Source organism: Streptomyces sp. NBC_01233, assembly GCF_035989305.1.
In the GTDB taxonomy this organism is placed as follows: Bacteria; Actinomycetota; Actinomycetes; order Streptomycetales; family Streptomycetaceae; genus Streptomyces.
Map to the genome: position 1 here is coordinate 3,705,165 of NZ_CP108514.1, position 14,233 is coordinate 3,719,397.

Sequence of the window (14,233 nt, forward strand, 5' to 3'; positions counted from 1 at the left end):
GCCGGACCAGAGACAGGGCACCAGCAGCCGGATCGTTGACCGGGCGCCTGGGGGAGGCGCGTCGCGAGGCACCGACGGAGGATTCGAGCAACCGTGGATGCGCAAAGCCGTGGACGGGCGGACGAGATCGACCCCGCCGACCAGTGGGTGCTCAACCCCCGCACCGGCAACTACGAACTGCAACTGGGCGACTCCGCTGCGCAGCAGCGGCCCAAGGTCGCCGCGCCCCGTAGATCGGCCTCGGCCCCTGCCGCTCCCACCGCCCCATCCCCCGGCGTACCGAAGCCGCGCCGCGGCGACGGCCCGCCCGGCGGGCGCCGCAGCGGCCGCTCCCGCAAGGGCGGCGGTGGCGGCGGACGCCGCAAGAAGGCGCTGCTGATCACCAGCGGGACGCTGGCTTTCCTGCTGGTCGGCGGCGCCGCGGCGGCGTACCTCTACTACGACCACCTGAACGGCAACCTCAGCGTCACCGACGTCGCGGGCGCGGGCACCGGCGGTTTCAAGAAGGACCAGCCCATCAACATCCTGGTCATCGGCACCGACAAGCGCAGCGGTGCGGGCAACGAGGGCTACGGGGACAAGGACAGCGTCGGCCACGCCGACACCACGATCCTGTTCCACGTCTCGAAGGACCGGACGAACGCGACCGCGCTGTCCATCCCCCGCGACCTGATCACCAACATCCCGGCCTGCCCGACGAAGCAGCCGGACGGTTCCACGAAGACGATCGCGCCCGCCACGGGCACCCGCTTCAACACCAGCCTGGGCCAAGGGGGCCGCGACGCGGGCTGCACCATGCGCACGGTCAAGGAACTCACCGGGATCGAGGTCGACCACTTCATGATGGCCGACTTCAACGCCGTCAAGACGCTGAGCACGGCGGTCGGCGGAGTACCGGTGTGCCTGGCCAAGGCCGTGAACGACGAGGAAGGCTCCCATCTCAAACTGGGCCCCGGCGAACACCGGCTGGAGGGCGAGCAGGCCCTCGCCTTCGTCCGCACCCGGCACGGCTTCGGCAACAACAGCGACCTCGACCGGATCAGGATCCAGCAGCAGTTCCTGGGTTCGATGATGCGTGAGATGAAGTCCAAGGAGACGCTGACCAGCCCCAAGAAGTTCCTGTCCCTCGCGGAGGCGGCCACCAAGTCGCTGAGCGTGGACTCGGGGATCGGGTCCATCGCCAAACTCACCGACCTGGCGGGTGAGTTGAAGAGCATCGACACGAAGAACGTCACCTTCACCACCCTGCCCGTGAAGGACAACCCGGCCGAGCCGGAGGGCAGCAAGGCGACCGTCGTCGTCGAAAAGTCCCTGGCCGACCCGCTGTTGCAGATGATCCGGGGGGACATCTCGCTCACGGAGGTCGAGAAGAAGGAGCAGGCCGCGAAGGAGGCGGCCGACGCGGACGCGAAGGCCAAGCAGGACGCACTGCTCCAGGGCAACCGGGCGCCCGCGGGCGACGTACGGGTGAGCGTCTACAACGGCGGCGGGCCCAAGGGCGCCGCCTCCACGACCCTGAACTGGCTCCAGAACACCAAGGGCATGTCCAAGGCGAGCAACCAGGGCAACGCCCCGGCGAAGGTCGGGGCCACGCAGCTGGAGTACGCGCCCAACCAGGCCGACCAGGCCCGGGCACTGGCGGACGCCATGGGGCTGCCCGCCACCGCGCTGAAGATGGGGACGGCGGACGCGGCGGCGAAGGCCCCGATGAAGCTGACGCTCGGTCCGGACTTCAAGGAGCCGGGAGCCCCGCTGTCGGCGGCCCCTGACGTGCCGGCGCTGTCCGACGACGTCCAGCAGGCCCAGGCCGACAAGGCGGTCTGCGCCAAATAGCAGGACGCAGCCGGTCATACCGGCACACTGATGACCAAGAAGGATCTTGAGGGGGACGTGTGAGGCACAGCAGCGTGCGGGGGGAGGGGGCGACCGCCCAGGCCACCGGGGAGATATCCGAGGGCGGGGCGGACGCACCCGACGCGGTGCCCGCACCGCGGGGCGGCTCCAGGGCTGTCCGGCGTGCGGCCGCCCGCCAGCGCCCCGCCGGACGGGGCCGGCGGCGCGTGCTGCGCTGGGTGGCCTCCGTCCTGTCCCTGCTCATACTCGGGACGGCGGCGGCCGGATACCTGTACTACCGCCATCTGAACGGCAACATCCACACGGACGCGCTGAACCTCGGCGAGACCAAACTGGGCGGCTCCAAGCCCAACGCCTTCGGGCAGACCCCGCTGAACATCCTGCTCATCGGCTCCGACGCGCGCAACGACGCGGAGAACCAGGCTCTGGGCGGGGCCACGGACACCTTCGACGGCCCGCCCCTCGCGGACGTGCAGATGCTGTTGCACCTGTCCGCCGACCGCAGCAACATGTCCGTGGTCTCGATGCCGCGCGACACGATGCTGATGATGCCCAAGTGCACCGAGCCGAACGGCAAGGTGCACCCCGCGAGCAAGGGGCTCGTCCAGACGAACGAGTCCCTGCAGCGCGGCGGACCGGGCTGCACCGTCGCCGCGTGGACCGAGCTGACCAAGATCCCCATCGATCACTTCATGATGATCGACTTCAAGGGTGTGGTGTCCATGGCGGACGCCATCGGCGGCGTCCCGGTCTGCGTCGAGCAGAACGTGCACTCCCGCACCCGCGACGGCAAGGGCTCCGGCCTGAAGCTGCCGAAGGGCGAGAACATCATCCAGGGCGAGGTGGCCCTGCAGTGGCTGCGCACCCGCTACGGCTTCGAGGACGGCACCGACATCGGGCGCACCCACGCCCAGCACCAGTACATGAACTCGATGGCCCGCGAGTTCCGCAAGAACGCCAAGCTCACCAACCCGGTGAAGCTCAACAGCCTGGCTCAGGCGGCGATCGAGGCCATGGTCGTGGACACCGGCCTGAACAAGATCGACAAGCTGTACGACCTCAGCATGGAGCTCAAGAAGGTTCCGCCGGGGCGGATCACCATGACCACCATGCCCTGGGTCTACAGCACGAAGCCCGGTCTGGACGGACGCGTCGAGCCCATGGCGGGCGAGGCCGAGGACCTCTTCCGGATGGTCCGCGAGGACATCGCGCTGGACGGCAAGGGCTCGGGAGACCCGACGGGCGGCGCCTCTCCCTCGCCGGGCGCGAGCGGTGCCCCGTCCTCTACCGCCCCGCAGCCGACCACCGCCCCGACCACCGCCCCCGCCTCCGCGCCGGCGAAGATCGCGGTCAGCGTCCGCAACGCCACCGCCGGCAAGGACGGCGCCCAGGCCAGGGTCAAGAACCGGGCGAACGACGTGGCCGCGCTGCTCGCCGCCAAGGGCTTCACCAAGGCCGGCGCCGACACCCAGACCGGGGCCGAGGACACGACGGTGGTCCGCTTCGCCGCTGACGGCCAGGCGGCCGACGCGTCCGCCGTGGCCACCGCGCTCGGCCTGCCGGCCGCCTCGGTGCAGAAGTCCGCCGAGGTCTCCGGGATCGTCCTGTTCGTCGGCAAGGACTGGCGGACCGGGGACGCTCCGACCCCGCTGCCGCCCGCCCCGACCGTGGCCCCGACGTCCGCCCACGCGCTCAACGGCGACAACGACAAGGCGTGCATGCCGATCCAGCCGGGCTTCACCTGGTAACGGCCCCGCCCCCCCTGAGCAGGCGAAGGGGCCCGGCGCGGAGGCTGTGTGAACAGTCTCCGCGCCGGGCCCCTTCGTACGTCCGGACCCGCGGGTCAGACCTGCGAGGAGTCCCGGTGCACGGCCGGGCGGCGGCTCGCGATGAGCTTGTTCGCCAGGGCCCGCGGGCTGGTCAGGAAGCCGAAGCCCCAGCACAGGTGCATGGTCGCGAGGGCCACGGGGATCTGTGCCCGGGCCTTCAGCGGCAGCCCCTTGCCGGCCGGCACGGAGCCCACGGCGATCGCCGCGAGGTAGCCGGCCGGGATGGCGAAGCCGAGCGGGGTGACCGTCACGCCCACGACCAAGCCCGCGGCGAGCGCGCAGACGAGGGTCGGCGGGGCCAGGTAGCGCAGGTTGATGGAGCCCGAGTGGTAGCGGGCCACCACGTGCCGCCAGCGCCCGTAGTCCTTGTACTGCTTGGCCAGGGCCTTGACGGAGCGCCGGGGGCGGTACTGGACCTTCAGCTCCGGCGAGAACCAGATCAGGCCGCCGGCTTCGCGGATGCGGAAGTTCAGCTCCCAGTCCTGGGCGCGGATGAACTCCTCGTTGTATCCGCCCTGCTGTTCCAGCGCCTCGCGGCGGAAGACACCGAGGTAGACGGTCTCGGCCGGTCCCGCCTGGCCGCCGGTGTGGAAGGGCGCGTTGCCGACGCCGATCTTCGACGTCATCGCGGCGGCGACGGCCTCTTCCCAGTCGTTCTCGCCTTCGGCGTGCATGATCCCGCCGACGTTCTGCGCACCGGTCTCGTCCAGGAGGCGGACGGCGGTGGCGATGTAGTTCGGCGAGAGCATGCCGTGGCCGTCGACGCGTACCACGATCGGGTGACGCGAGGCCTTGATGGCGGCATTGAGCGCCGCCGGGGTCCGGCCGGTGGGATTCGGGACGGTGTGGACTCGGGGATCCTCGGCGACGAGTTCGGCGGCGATCTCGTCGGTGCGGTCCGTGGACGGCCCGAGTGCGATCACCACCTCCATCTCGCCCGCATACTCCTGTTCCAGGATGTGGCGGACGGAATCACGGAGGTAGTGCTCCTCATTGAGCACCGGCATGATCACCGAGACTGCGGGCTGCTGGGCGGGCATGTCGTCCTTCAAGGTCGGGTATCGGTGTCACGTTACCGCGTACGGGGGAACCAGGTGCGCGCCGAGTGATCGGTAGGGACAAAGGCTGATCGTATGGGCCTACTGTTCTGTCGAATCAGCTGAATCCGACTCGACTCCCGACCGTTCTCCCAGCTGCTCCCGCGGAGGTGTCCACCGTGCCCCAGCCGCACCGTCCCACCCGTCCCGCAGGGCCGTCCCAGCCGCAGCGCGCACGGCGCGGTGGTGGCGGCCCGGCACGGCGCCGGGGCGAGCGCCCCCGGTGGGGGGTGCGGCTCGCGGCCGGGCTCTCGGTGGTGGTGCTGGGCTCCGGGGCCGTCGGGCACGCCGTGATGACCGGCCTGGACACCGGGATCGAGCGGGTGGACCCGTTCAAGGACATGAAGAACCGCCCGCAGGCCGGACACGGCCTCAACTTCCTGCTGGTGGGCACCGACGGCCGGGAGAAGATCTCCCCGGAGGAGAAGCGCGAGTACCGCCTGGGCGGGGCACCCTGCCACTGCACGGACACGATCATGCTGCTGCACCTGTCGGCCGACAAGGAGCGGGCCAGCGTGATCAGCCTGCCCCGCGACAGCTACGCCGAGGTGCCCGCGCACCGTGACCTGGTCACCGGCAAGGCGCACCGGGCCCACCCCCTGAAGCTGAACGCGGCGTACGCGGAGGGCGGTCCCAACCTGACCGTGCGGACCGTCGAGAACATGACCCGGGTGAAGATCGACCACTACCTGGAGGTCGACTTCACCAGCTTCATGAAGACGGTCGACGCGATGGGCGGCGTGGACATCTGCACGGCCAAGACGATGCGCGACCCGAACACCGGCCTCGACCTGCTGCCCGGCACCCACCGCCTCAGTGGCGGCCAGGCCCTGCAGTACGTGCGCTCGCGCCACGTCGACGGCGCCTCCGACCTCGGCCGGATGCAGCGCCAGCAGCGGTTCATCGCCGCCCTGATCAAGCAGGCGACCGGCGGCGGGGTGCTGCTGAACCCGGTCAAGTTCAAGGAAGTCAGCTCCACCCTGCTCGGCTCGGTGCGCGCCGACAAGGACTTCGGCTCGGAGCAGATGCTGGCGCTCGGGCAGGCGATGCGGGACTTCACCCCGTCCTCGTCGGAGTTCGCCTCGGTGCCCGTCGGCGACCCCTCGTTCCGCCTCAAGGGCATCGGATCCACCGTGAAGTGGGACGAGCCGAAGGCGGCCAAGCTGTTCGAGGCCCTGCGGGAGGACCGGCCGCTGGCTCCGCCGCGGCCCGGGAAGACCGGCGCCGGCCGGCCCGCGGCGGTCCCCGTGGACGTGCCCCCGCAGCAGGTCCGGGTCCAGGTGGAGAACGGGACGCGCATCGACGGGCTGGGCGGGCGGGTCGACGCGGCGCTGCGCGCCACCGGTTTCGACACCACCCGGGCCCCGGGCAACGGCGCCAGCCGCGACGTCAAGCGCACGGTGATCACGTACGACCCGCGCTGGGACCGCTCCGCCCGGTCGGTGGCGACCGCCCTGCCGGGCAGCGAACTGCGGGCGGTGGCGGGCCAGGGCCGGACGGTGCTGGTCGCCGCCGGCTCGGACTACCGCAAGGTGGTGCCGGTCCGCGCGGAGGACCCGTACCAGGGCGCCTTCGGGGTGGTCACGGGCGACCAGGTGGTCTGCGGGACATAGCCGAACCCGCCCGAGCCGGGCCGGTCATGGCCGGGTCGTCAGTCGTCGAAGCCCTGGGCCGCCCGCTCCTCGCGCAGCGCCTTGATCGCCTGGCGGCGGGCGAGGCGGTGGGTGCGGCGGATCTGGGCCTCCTGGTAGCGGCGCTCGTCCTGTTCCGTCTCGGGGAGTACGGGCGGGACCTGGCGGGGCTTGCCGTCGGCGTCCACGGCCGCGAAGACGAGGTAGGCGGTGCCCACCTGGGTGGCGGGGGTGGACTCGTTCCACCGCTCCGCAAGGACCCGTACGCCGATCTCCATGGAGGAGCGGCCGGTCCAGTTGCACTGCGCCTTCACGTGGACGAGGTCGCCCACGCGCACCGGCGCGAGGAAGACCATCTCGTCCATGGAGGCGGTGACCGCCGGGCCGCCGGAGTGGCGTCCGGCCACGGCGCCCGCCGCGTCGTCCACCAGCTTCATGATCACGCCACCGTGCACCGTGCCGAGGAGGTTGGTGTCGTTCGCGGTCATGATGTGGCTGAGGGTCGTACGGGAGGCCGCGGTCGGCTTCCCGGGCAGCTCGCCCGGTATCTGTGTCATACGGACACCTTAGAGCCGTATCAGAGGCATCAGCTTCGCAACAGCCCCGGTACGGATCCCACCCCGGGCTGTCGGTCGGCCCGCCCGGGCAGGCATCCTAGGGCGCATGAATGACTGGCCAGAAGGTCGTGACGACGGCTACGGGCGCGGCAGCGCCCAGCCGCAGCCCGAGGGCGCCCGGCGGATGCGGCACGTCCAGCGGCAGCCGCAGCAGCCGCCGCGGCCCGCGCAGCCCCCGCGCCCGCAGCGCCCGGCGGGTCCGCCGCCCGCGCACGGCGTACCTCCGCAGCAGGCCGGCGGCCACGACACGTACGGCGGTTACGACAGCGGTTACAACACCGGCCAGGTCTACGGGTCGCCCTCCGGCGGAGCCCCGGGCGGTCCGGCCGGTCCCGGCGGACCCTCGGGACCCGGCCGCCCCGGTCGCGCGCCCGGTCCGGCGCCGGACTGGCGCAAGCGGATCAAGATCGGCTCGATCGTGCTGGTCTCCGCCCTGCTGGTGACCACGGTCTCCACCTACTTCTGGGCGGACTCCAAGGTGCGCCGCGAGGTGGACCTGTCCAAGGTCATCGAGCGCCCGAAGGAGGGCGACTGCACGACGTACCTGATCGTGGGCTCCGACAGCCGCGAGGGCATGTCCGACGAGGAGAAGAAGAAGCTCCACACGGGCTCGGCCGAGGGCAAGCGGACCGACTCGATGATGATCCTGGCGAAGTGCTCCAGCGGGAACACCATGATCTCGCTGCCGCGCGACTCTGACGTGGAGATCCCCTCGTTCGTCGGCTCCCAGTCCGGCAAGAAGTTCCCTGCCCAGGGGCGCCGGGTCAAGCTCAACGCGGCGTACGCCGAGGACGGCCCGGAGCTGCTCGTGCGGACGGTGGAGCACAACACCGGTCTGCGCATCGACCACTACGCGGAGATCGGCTTCGCCGGCTTCGCGAACATCGTGGACGCGCTGGGCGGCGTGGAGCTGGACATCGAGGAAGGCTTCAAGGACGAGAAGTCGGGGGCCGACTTCAAGGCGGGCAAGCAGACCCTGAACGGCGAGCAGTCGCTGGCCTTCGTACGGACCCGCTACGCCTTCGCCGAGTCGGACCTGCAGCGGACGAAGAACCAGCAGAAGTTCCTGTCGGCGCTGGCCAGCCAGGCGGCGACCCCGTCCACGGTCCTCAACCCGTTCGACCTCTACCCGCTGCTCGGCGCCGGCCTGGACACGCTCATCGTCGACAAGGACATGGGCCTGTACGACATGGGCCGGATGTTCTTCGCGATGAAGGGCGTCAACGGCGGTGACGGCGTGTCGATGAACATGCCGATCTCCGGGCAGCGCGGCGGCAACCTCGTCTGGGACAAGGCGAAGGTGCAGCAGCTGGTGAAGCAGATCCAGAACGACGAGAAGGTCACCGTCCGCGGCAACTGACCGCGGCGGCGCCCCCTCCCCGGACCCCGGTCAGGCGTCCGGGGAGAAGCGGATGGCGGCGGCGGGCAGCCGGGCCTCGCACCACACCCGGGCCCCGGAGCGCAGTTCGTTGTCGGCCCCCACCACGGCCCCGTCGCCGATGACGGCGCCGTCCAGCACGGTCCGTGCGCCCACCGCGGAGCCTGCGCCGATCAGGCTGGCGCTCACCTGCGCGTCCTGGCCGATGACCGCCCCGTCGAGCACGATGGTGCCCTGGACGACCGCTCCGGCCTCGATCCGGGCACCCGCTCCCACGACGGTGCCCCCCGACAGCTTGGCCCCGGCCGCCACTTGGGCTCCGGGCAGCACCAGGGACTCGCCGCGGCGTCCGGGGACCGCCGGGGAGGGGACCACGCCGCGGACCAGGTCCGCGGAGGCCTGGATGATGGATTCGGGCTTGCCGAGGTCCATCCAGTAGGTGTTCTCGGTGACGCCGTGCAGCTTGGCCCCGGAGGCGAGCAGGCCGGGGAAGGTCTCGCGCTCGACGGAGACCGGGCGGCCGGCCGGGATGGAGTCGATCACGCTGCGGCGGAAGACGTAGCAGCCGGCGTTGATCTGGTCGGTGATGATCTCCTCGGGGGTCTGCGGCTTCTCGGTGAAGGCCAGCACCCGCCCCTCGGAGTCGGTGGGGACCAGGCCGAAGGCGCGCGGGTCCTCGACGCGGACCAGGTGCAGGGAGACGTCCGCGTCGGCCGCCTCGTGCGCCTCGACGAGACCCGCGATGTCCAGGCCGGTGAGGATGTCGCCGTTGAAGACGAGGACGGAGGAGTCCGGGCCGCCGGTCAGGCGCCGGCCGGCGTTGCGGATGGCTCCGCCGGTGCCGAGGGGTTCGTCCTCGACGACGTACTCGAGGGTGAGGCCGAAGGCGGATCCGTCGCCGAAGTAGGGCTCGAAGACCTCGGCGAGGTAGCAGGTGGCCATCACGATGTGGGTGACACCGGCGGCGGCGGCCCTGGCTATCTGGTGGGCGAGGAAGGGAACTCCGGCCGTCGGCACCATCGGCTTGGGCGTGTTCACCGTCACCGGACGCAGGCGCGTCCCTTGTCCGCCGACCAGCAGGATCGCTTCCGTCATTGCGTTCTCCCCAACCGATTCCGGCGTACGAAGGTCCAAATTTAGCCCATCCGGGGCGTGCAAAGGCCGGAGACGGATGTGCGCATCCGCCTCCGGCCTGGGAGGACGTTACGGCAGGTTGCGGGCCATGACGATCCGCTGGACCTGGTTCGTCCCTTCATAAATCTGCGTGCTTTACGGCACACGCGCCCCTGACCAGCGGGGACACCCCTTACAGAGGGGGTCACCCCAGGATTCCCCCATGATCGCCAACACGTCGGCCCTGGTCAGGGGCTTCCTAGGCTTTGATCTCGTTCACCAGCATCCGCAGGGTAAGGCTGTGCTTCTCCGGCGGCAGCGCTGACATCGCGGCCTCAGCGTAGGCCACTGCCCCGGCTCGGTCTCCGGACCGCGCGAGCATGAGGCCACGGTGAAGTTCAAGGTGCGTCGCGAAGCGGGGCAGGCTCGGCGGAAGCTCGGCTGTCGCCTGTTCCTGCGCTTCCGCCGCTCCCCTCTCGTCTCCGAGCCTGGCCAGCAGCAGGGATCGGAAGACGTTTAGCCGCCACCAGGGAACCGCGTAGTCCGAGGTCTGCTCGTATGAACCGGCCGTGTCGAACATCCGGCGGCCCCGCTCATCAAGGGCCAGGGCAGTAGCCCTGTCGCCTCTCAGGGCGGCTGCGTGCGCCTTTCCGTACACGGCATTCAGCAGGCCGAGAGACGGCCGATCAGTGACCGCTAGGGCCTGGTCGGCCAGCACGTCTGCGATGGGCAGAGATGCGCCCTCGTAGCCGAGGGCAATAGCCGCTCTACCACGCACCCACACGCGTGCGTCGGCATCTCCGGACTCATCCGCCGACTTGGCCGCCATGCGATACCAGTGCACAGCCTTGGTGCCATCCGACCCCGGGAAGGTCTTCGCGTACAGCGTCATCAGCCGGGCCGCGACGGACCAGAGCCGGGGCTCTTCTAGCTGTTGCTGCACGATCACCAGTTCACGCGATACACGCCGCTGAATGTCGGCCGCGCCCATCGACATGTATTCGGTCCCGTACGTGGCTAGCTTGGCCTCCCAGTCGTCCGCTGAAGGGCCGCCGGACAACCGGGCGGCGAATCCTGCGGACAGCAGGTCTGAGGCCACGACAGGGGCTATCGAGGCCCCGGCAACATCAGTCAGAAAGGTACGTCGGTCCACTTCACCCTCAAGGACGGCTAGGGGCACGTCGAGCACCCGCGACAGTGCCGCGAGGTAGAAGCCGCGCGGCTCCACCTTCCCCCGCTCCCAGCGACTCACATACTCCCTAGTGAGGGTCGTCCCGTACTGGCGGTTGATTTCGGTCGCGAGTTTGGCTTGTGACCATCCTCGCCCCTCACGTAGGTCCCTGATCAACTCCCCGATGTCCACGGGCCCATCTTGCCCCCACCAATGCCCCTAGTGAGGGCAGTTGGACGGGACGAAGGTATTCGAGGGCACTCCAAGGGGCGCCGGAAGACGATCTCTTCGAGGGATGGTGAGCGACCGTGGCGACGCCAGAGGCGGACACGTTCGAGTACGCGACCTACACCAAGAAGCGTGAGACATGCCCTGCATGCCGCATGCCGATTCCCCTTCACCAGGTTGCCCGCCGGGGGATGCTCGCCCAGAAAGACGGGCCGCCCCACGTCGCCTACTGGCACGCTCGATGCGTCAAGGCAGACGGAGAGCGCCGATGACGCGATCAGTGATCTGAGGTTCCCCCGCACTGCGGGAGGGGCTGACTAGCTGGTCAGGGTGGGTTGACGTGGTTTCAGGTTCACTTGTTCGGTCGCTGCCTGGTTGGCGTAGTGCTTCTCCTCGTACTCGATGGGGCTGAGGTAGCCGAGCCGTTTCTGGATGCGGCGGGGGTTGTAGAAGCCGTCGATGTACTCGAAGAGCGCGAGGTTCGCCTCGGCCCTGGTGGCGAAGACGCGGCCGCGGATGCACTCGGTCTTGATGACCATCCACAGGTTCTCCGCGAGGGCGTTGTCGTACGAGTCGCCGACCGAGCCCATGGAAGCCTGGATCCCGGCCCTGACCAGGCGTGTTGTGAGCTTCACGGACGTGTATTGACAGCCGTGGTCGGCGTGGTGAATAAGCTCTCCGGGGGCGACCTCGCGGCTGGCCAGGGCGTATTCCAGCGAGGTCAGGACCAGATCGGCGTCGGCGCGGGCGGAGGTCTCCCAGGCCACCACCCGGCGGGAGAACGCGTCGCGGATCGCGGACAGCCACAACGGCCCCTCCCCGGTGGGGATCATGGTCAGGTCGGTAACCCACAGCCGGTTCGGCCCGGCCGCGGTGAAGTCGCGTTGCACCAGGTCAGGGGCCAGATCGGCGTCCGGGTCACGGCGAGTGAAACCCTTGCCCCGGCGGGGACTGATCCCGGCCAGGCCGGCCTGGCGCATGAGCCGCTCGACGCGCTTCCTGCCGACGTGGACGCCCTCACGCTTGAGGACGGCGTGCACGCGGGGTGAGCCGTAGATCCCGCCGGACTCCTCGTGGACCTGCCGGATCCTGCTGGTCAGCTCGGCATCCCGGCGGCGCCGTTCGCACGGTTCGGTCTCGGCCTGGCGCCACCGGTAGTAGGTGGAGGAGGGGATGTTCAGTTCCCGGAGTACGGGCTCGACCCCCAGATACGGGTGCTCGTCAACGAGCGCCGTCACCTGGGCCGGGTCGGGTCGAGCTGGGCCGCGAAAAAAGCCGAGGCCGTCCGCAGGACCTCATTCGCACGCTTGAGCTGTGCATTCTCCTTCCGCAGGGCGGCAAGCTCCTCCCGCTCGCCAGTGGTGAGCACGTCGTCGCGTTCGCCGGCGTCGGCCTCTGCCTGCCGGATCCAGTTGCGCAGAGCCTCGTGGTGCACGCCGAGTTCCTCGGCCATGCGGCGGATCACGGGCTTCGGCTCGGCGGTCCGGTACATCCGTACCGCACGCTCACGCAACTCCAGCGGATACTTCCAAGACCACGGAGTTATGGCTTGTCGGCCGCTGTCAACAGGGGCGAGGTATTTGGGAGAAGTGCCGGTCAGGGCAACGGGACTCCTGGTAGAGCGAGGAAGCCGACCAAGGTCTTCCCGCCTGAAGGAGCCCCGTTGCCCGTTCAGTGTTCCACCGTCACGCTCACGTCGTCCATCACCGTCGCCGACGGGGTCTTCGCTCCGGGGCATCTGGGCGAGCTGACCCGGCACCTGCCCTTTGAACTGGTCGATGACGTGCTGGAACGTACTGGCGGAACCCAGCGGAGGCTGAGGCTGCTGCCGTCGAGGGTGGGTGTCTACTTCGTGCTGGCACTGGTTCTCTTCCCGCAGCTGGGCTACATGCGGGTGTGGGACAAACTCACCTGCGGCCTGCGCGGGCTCCTTCCACCGCGTCCGTCGGAGAAGGCGCTGCGAGAGGTGCGCCGGCGGCTGGGCGCCGCGCCGCTGCGGCTGCTCTTCGAGACACTGGCCGGTCCCGTGGCACAGCCGATCACACCAGGGGTGCGATACAGGTGCTGGCGCACAGTCGCCTTCGACGGCTGCAGCTCCACCAAGGCCCCTGACCGGCCGCGAGTCTGCGCCTGGCTGGGCAAACACAAGCATCGTTACGGCACGGACGGATATCCGATGCTGAAGATCATGGTGCTGTGCGAGACCGGAACCCGGGCCCTGCTCGGTGCGGTCTTCGGACCGACGCCCGAGAAGGAGACCGGCTACGCCGAGCAGCTGCTACCACTGCTGGACAACAGGATGCTGCTGCTCAACGACCGGGGCTTCGACTCCGACGACTTCCTCGCGAAGGCCGCGGCCACCGGCGCCCAGCTGCTGGTACGCCTCAAGGGAACCCGGACACCCGCACGCTGGGCACTACTGCCGGACGGGTCATTCCTGACCAGGATCAACGGGACCCGGCTGAGGATCATCGATGCGCACATCGCGGTGACGACCGCCAAAGGGCTGAGGCTGGAAGGCCACTACCGACTGGCCACCACGCTGACCGATCACCGTCGCTACCCCGCCGCAGAGCTGGTGGAGCTCTACCACGAGCGATGGGAGATCGAGTCCGCGTTCTACTCGCTTCGGCACACCCTGCAGCACGGCCTGGTGCTGCGATCCCAGGACGCGACCGGGATCCAACAAGAACTCTGGGCTCACCTGACCGTCTACCAGGCACTGCGCCGCGCGATGGCCGAGGCCGTCGAGACCCTCCCCGGCACCGACCCGGACCGCGCCTCCTTCACCGTCGCCCTGGAGACCGCAAAAGACCAGCTCATCGCCGCAGCCGACGTACTGCCCGACACCGGACCGGGACGAATCACACCGGCCCTGCTGCACGATCTGCTCCCACCCCGCCGGGCCCGCGTCAACCCACGCCGCGTCAAATGCCCGATCTCCCGCTACGCCGCCCCGCCCCACCAGGCACAAGTCCTGGGCGCATCCAGGATCACCAGCATCAGTGTCACCGTGAACCCCTCCGCTGGCCCAGGCCCCGACGGACGCCGCGACCGCACACTGCAACTCCTGCGAACCGATCCCCACCGCACCTGGCGCGCATGTGAAATCGCCCGCGGTATCGGACTGGAGGATCCCCAAGGACTACGCGCAGAACTGGGACGCTGGGTCCGCGAAGGAATCCTCCGCCGCACCGGCCGGGGCCTCTACACCCTCGACCCCGAGTGGACCACCCCAACCTCCACAAGCCCCTGTCCCCGCCCCTGTTGACAGCGCCGGACAAGCCATAACTCCGTGGTCTTGGAAATACCCTG

The 14,233-nt window shown here is 69.7% G+C and carries 10 protein-coding genes and 1 pseudogene; 5 read left to right on the forward strand and 6 right to left on the reverse strand.

Annotation, left to right across the window (positions count from 1 at the left end):
* Positions 1-93 precede the first annotated feature (93 nt).
* Both OG332_RS17325 and OG332_RS17330 read left to right on the forward strand, forming a co-directional pair.
* Positions 94-1,833, forward strand: a complete 1,740-nt coding sequence (locus OG332_RS17325; protein WP_327414328.1) for an LCP family protein — start codon at positions 94-96, stop codon at positions 1,831-1,833.
* 59 nt (positions 1,834-1,892) lie between these two features.
* Positions 1,893-3,602: an LCP family protein gene (locus OG332_RS17330; RefSeq protein ID WP_327414329.1), complete on the forward strand. Its 1,710-nt coding sequence runs from the start codon at positions 1,893-1,895 to the stop codon at positions 3,600-3,602.
* A gap of 95 nt (positions 3,603-3,697) precedes the next feature.
* On the opposite strand, the gene OG332_RS17335 is transcribed toward OG332_RS17330, so the two are convergent.
* Positions 3,698-4,723, reverse strand: coding sequence for a glycosyltransferase family 2 protein (locus OG332_RS17335; protein ID WP_327414330.1), 1,026 nt, complete (start codon positions 4,721-4,723; stop codon positions 3,698-3,700).
* 176 nt (positions 4,724-4,899) lie between these two features.
* Here OG332_RS17335 and OG332_RS17340 point away from each other — a divergent pair, with 176 nt between their 5' ends.
* Positions 4,900-6,393, forward strand: a complete 1,494-nt coding sequence (locus OG332_RS17340; RefSeq protein WP_442816164.1) for an LCP family protein — start codon at positions 4,900-4,902, stop codon at positions 6,391-6,393.
* 38 nt (positions 6,394-6,431) lie between these two features.
* Here the strand turns inward: OG332_RS17340 and OG332_RS17345 are convergent, their stop codons facing one another.
* Positions 6,432-6,968: an acyl-CoA thioesterase gene (locus tag OG332_RS17345; protein WP_327414331.1), complete on the reverse strand. Its 537-nt coding sequence runs from the start codon at positions 6,966-6,968 to the stop codon at positions 6,432-6,434.
* Between the two features lie 106 nt (positions 6,969-7,074).
* Between OG332_RS17345 and OG332_RS17350 the strand changes: the two genes are divergently transcribed.
* A complete protein-coding gene (locus OG332_RS17350; protein ID WP_327414332.1) occupies positions 7,075-8,388 on the forward strand; it encodes an LCP family protein in 1,314 nt (437 codons plus the stop codon).
* 30 nt (positions 8,389-8,418) lie between these two features.
* On the opposite strand, the gene OG332_RS17355 is transcribed toward OG332_RS17350, so the two are convergent.
* From OG332_RS17355 to OG332_RS17370, 4 genes are all read right to left on the reverse strand, one after another.
* Positions 8,419-9,501, reverse strand: a complete 1,083-nt coding sequence (locus tag OG332_RS17355; RefSeq protein ID WP_327414333.1) for an NDP-sugar synthase — start codon at positions 9,499-9,501, stop codon at positions 8,419-8,421.
* Positions 9,502-9,778: 277 nt separating this feature from the next.
* Positions 9,779-10,882 carry a helix-turn-helix domain-containing protein gene (locus OG332_RS17360; protein WP_327414334.1) on the reverse strand — a complete coding sequence of 368 codons (1,104 nt, stop codon included), beginning with the start codon at positions 10,880-10,882 and terminating at the stop codon, positions 9,779-9,781.
* A 353-nt stretch (positions 10,883-11,235) separates the two neighbouring features.
* Positions 11,236-12,156 (reverse strand): IS3 family transposase, encoded by a 921-nt coding sequence (locus OG332_RS17365; RefSeq protein ID WP_327411594.1) that lies wholly within the window; start codon positions 12,154-12,156, stop codon positions 11,236-11,238.
* A complete protein-coding gene (locus OG332_RS17370) occupies positions 12,153-12,656 on the reverse strand; it encodes a transposase (protein ID WP_327411595.1) in 504 nt (167 codons plus the stop codon). The genes OG332_RS17365 and OG332_RS17370 overlap by 4 nt, the downstream gene beginning before the upstream one ends.
* Between OG332_RS17370 and OG332_RS17375 the strand changes: the two are divergent.
* Positions 12,582-14,209: pseudogene (locus OG332_RS17375) on the forward strand (IS4 family transposase). The gene OG332_RS17370 and the pseudogene OG332_RS17375 sit on opposite strands and share 75 nt — an antisense overlap.
* The last annotated feature ends 24 nt before the right edge of the window (positions 14,210-14,233 follow it).